We start from the raw sequence: 2986 nt of genomic DNA, 5'->3' as shown, positions 1-2986 counted from the left end.
ACTCCCGTTGATAGCAATGCATCAACGACACAGAACGCTCACGGTGACGCTCGTTGCAGACAGAGAATCGAGGGGCTCACGCCCCGCTGATAACGGGCGGCCCGAGCAGGGCCGCGTTGGCCTTGGCCTCGATGAAGGAGAGGGTGGCGAGGTCTTTGACCTTGCGCGGGTCGAGCTCGGGCTGGAAGGAAAAGTCGTACTCATCGAGCGTTTTGTGGTGCGGCAGCCTCGAGAGCCGCAGGCCCTGGCGGAAGCGGCGGTCGTCGCGGACGGCGAGTTCCTCGGAGAGGACCAGGTCGAGGAAGTCGAGGTAGCCGAGCTTTCCCTCGTCCGCCCGTCGGGTGAACTCGTTGATGGTTTCCGCGAGATGGGGCAGGCCGAGCTTGCCGGCCGTGGTGCGGATGCGGTTGCCGGTCAGCTCGCTCACGACGATTCCTTCGGGGTGGGGTGGGTGGTGAAGGGCCGGGTGCCGGTCAGTTCGTCATAGACCGACAACGGTCGGCGGCCGACCACGACCTGGGTGGCTGCAGCCCGGTTCAGCAGGGCTTGCAGGGATCCGGCCTCTTCGCCGAGGGGACGGTGGTGACGCGGTTGGACGGGCACTTCACCGGTGGTTGTCCGGCGGTTCTTGCCGGTGGGAAGCCCGTCCCAGTGCGATTCCTCGACCACGCGGGCCCCGCGGCCGACCGCCCGCGCGTGTGTGGCCAGCAGTGTTTCGCCGTGCGGGTCGGGGACCGTGGAATGCAGCATGACCTGGGACTTCGTAGCCCGGATCTCGACGAGCTGGCGGGGGCGGACCTTGCGGGCGGGCACCGAGTAGAGGTTTCCGCCGAACGCGATCAGACAGTCCTTACCGACCGGCCGCAGGTGCCGTTCGGCCACCAGATACGGGGCTGGCGGCAGTGTCTTGAGGGCCGTGTGGTCCCGGGCGGCCCGGTGCCCGATCACCTCACGGTGGGTCTTGTGGATCTGTGCCCGCCGCCTGGGCACCCAGGCCGTGAACGCGGCATCCATCTCCTCGATCGAGGAAAAGGACCGCCCGGAGAGAACGTGGTCGCGGACGATCAGCACCTGGCGTTCGACCCGGCCTTTGCCGGTGGGCCGGTAGGCGGCCAGCACGTCGATGTCGAAGTCGTAGTGCCCGGCGAAACCGACCGCTTCCGGATGCAGAGGCACCGCCTCACCAGGGGCGACATGACGGCGCACGACGGTCTTGGTGCGGTCGTAGACCAGCGTCATGGGCACCCCGCCGAAGTGCGCGAACGCCCGCCGGTGACACTCGAAGAAGGTCTCCAGGTCCTGGCTCGTGGTGAAACAGCAGAATGGATCACGGGAGTACGACAGGGTCATGTGGAAGGAATAGACTTTCCCGATGCCCAGATGCGCGAGGATCTTTCCCTCGTCGCCCCAGTCCACCTGGGCTTGGGCGCCGGGGATCACCTCGAACCGGCGGTGCATGCCCGCCAGTTCCTTCGGCGTGACCCGAGGTCCTCGGCGACCCGCGGGCGGGCTTCCTGAACGTAGAGCTTGACCCGCTGGTAATTCCCGGTGAATCCGTACTCCGAGACCAGCCGTTCATGGATCACTGCGGCTTTCATCAGTACCTCGGCACGCAGCATCGCATCGACCAGCGGCGCGAACTCGTCAATCACCCTCGCCCGGGGCCGCCCGTTCGGCGACCTCCGCGGCGGCGTCGCCGGCCCCGGCGACGAGAGGTACTTCCGGACCGTCTTGCGGTCCAGCCCCGTCTCCCGGGCGATCTCCGACAGACTCAACGCCCCGGACTCCAACAGCCCCCGGAAAAGCCGCAGTTCCAACCAGCGATGCGGGTCCAAGACCATCGTCAGCCACCCTTCACCGTCACACCGACAGCAGCAGAGTGCCGAACCGCACGGTTCACCGCATTAACATCTGTCCCCATTCATCCGTACGAAGGTGGGGACGTAACTGTGTACGCCGACAACCACCGCAACCACACCGTGCAGACCCGGGCCCTGCACGCCTATCTGCGCTGGCGCAACGCGAATGCCCGTCACCCCGACGTGCTGGCAGCCCAGCGCCGCGAGCGCGCTCGCATCCGCAGCGAGAAGGGCATCCGTTGGGGCGGACGTCCCCTCGCCGATGCCGCTTGACCAGCCCGGCGACCTTGCCCGGCGGGTCCTAGCAGTAGCCGTCCACCCTGGCGCCGGCTGGAGCGAGGTTGGGCCAGGGATGTCCTGCTCTGTCGGAGGCAGCGGACCGTAGGAGGTCAAGAATCGTGCACCCCGGGTAGCCCCGAAAACTCGCGTAGGTGCCCCGGTAGTAGCAGCTCCAGTAGCTCACGACCCGCCGTTGAGTGCGCGCGAAGAAAGCAGGGTTGTCCACGATGAACTGCCCGTAAGCGAGGTGGCCGCAGGTGCCGGGCGTGGCGAGATCACGGAGCTCATCGCAGATGACGACCAGGATCTCCAAGACGTACTCGCCAACCAGCTGCACGACGAAGGGGACGACCCATGGGTCCGTGGAACCAACGACCTTCTCCAGGTGGCGCTGCCTGACCATGCCGTCGCAGTGCCTTGAGTACAGGCAGTGCAGAAGCTGTTGTTGGCGCGACGAAAGCGACGCCACCTTGGCAGTTGGCGGCTCGTCGTTGTAGAGGCGCCCGGGGATCAAAACCTGCTGGCCCTCGACAGCCACCGAGAACGAGGCATGCGGCTGAAGCCGAGAATCAGGCATCACCGCCAGGACTGCCTCGGCATCGCTTGCAAGCTCGGCTGGGAACGCCGTGATCAACGGATTGCTGCGGTCGGAAAGCGGCTGCACGAGCCGAGCATAGGCGGATGCCTCAGCCAGGTAGCTGGCATTAATGGCCCCACACCCGCCCAACCCGGCGAAGGTATGTGGTCAGAGCACTAGTAGGGCTTGGTCATGTGCGGTCTGTGATGGCGTGTCTTCTTGATCGGTCGTGTCGTTGATCGGGTGTGCTGAGTGAGGAGTTGGCTGCGGT

1 protein-coding gene and 3 pseudogenes are annotated in these 2986 nt (G+C 66.1%); 1 reads left to right on the top strand and 3 read right to left on the bottom strand.

What is annotated here, in order from left to right; genetic code table 11:
• Nucleotides 1-94: 94 nt before the first annotated feature.
• Together ACIP8W_RS31815 and istA are read right to left on the bottom strand one after the other, a co-directional pair.
• Nucleotides 95-427, bottom strand: a pseudogene (locus ACIP8W_RS31815) (ATP-binding protein); the annotation flags it as partial.
• Nucleotides 424-1841 (bottom strand): annotated as a pseudogene (gene istA / locus ACIP8W_RS31810) (IS21 family transposase). The pseudogenes ACIP8W_RS31815 and istA, both read right to left, overlap by 4 nt.
• A gap of 120 nt (nucleotides 1842-1961) precedes the next feature.
• Here istA and ACIP8W_RS31805 point away from each other — a divergent pair.
• Nucleotides 1962-2132, top strand: a pseudogene (locus ACIP8W_RS31805) (integrase); the annotation flags it as partial.
• Nucleotides 2133-2160: 28 nt separating this feature from the next.
• On the opposite strand, the gene ACIP8W_RS31800 reads toward ACIP8W_RS31805, so the two are convergent.
• A complete protein-coding gene (locus ACIP8W_RS31800; RefSeq protein WP_401956212.1) occupies nucleotides 2161-2802 on the bottom strand; it encodes a hypothetical protein in 642 nt (213 codons plus the stop codon).
• Between the last annotated feature and the right edge of the window lie 184 nt (nucleotides 2803-2986).

This window comes from Streptomyces sp. NPDC088554, from assembly GCF_044752945.1.
In the GTDB taxonomy this organism is placed as follows: domain Bacteria; phylum Actinomycetota; class Actinomycetes; order Streptomycetales; family Streptomycetaceae; genus Streptomyces.
The sequence above is the reverse complement of the archived record's forward strand: the minus strand, read 5'-3'. Positions and strand labels throughout refer to the sequence as shown.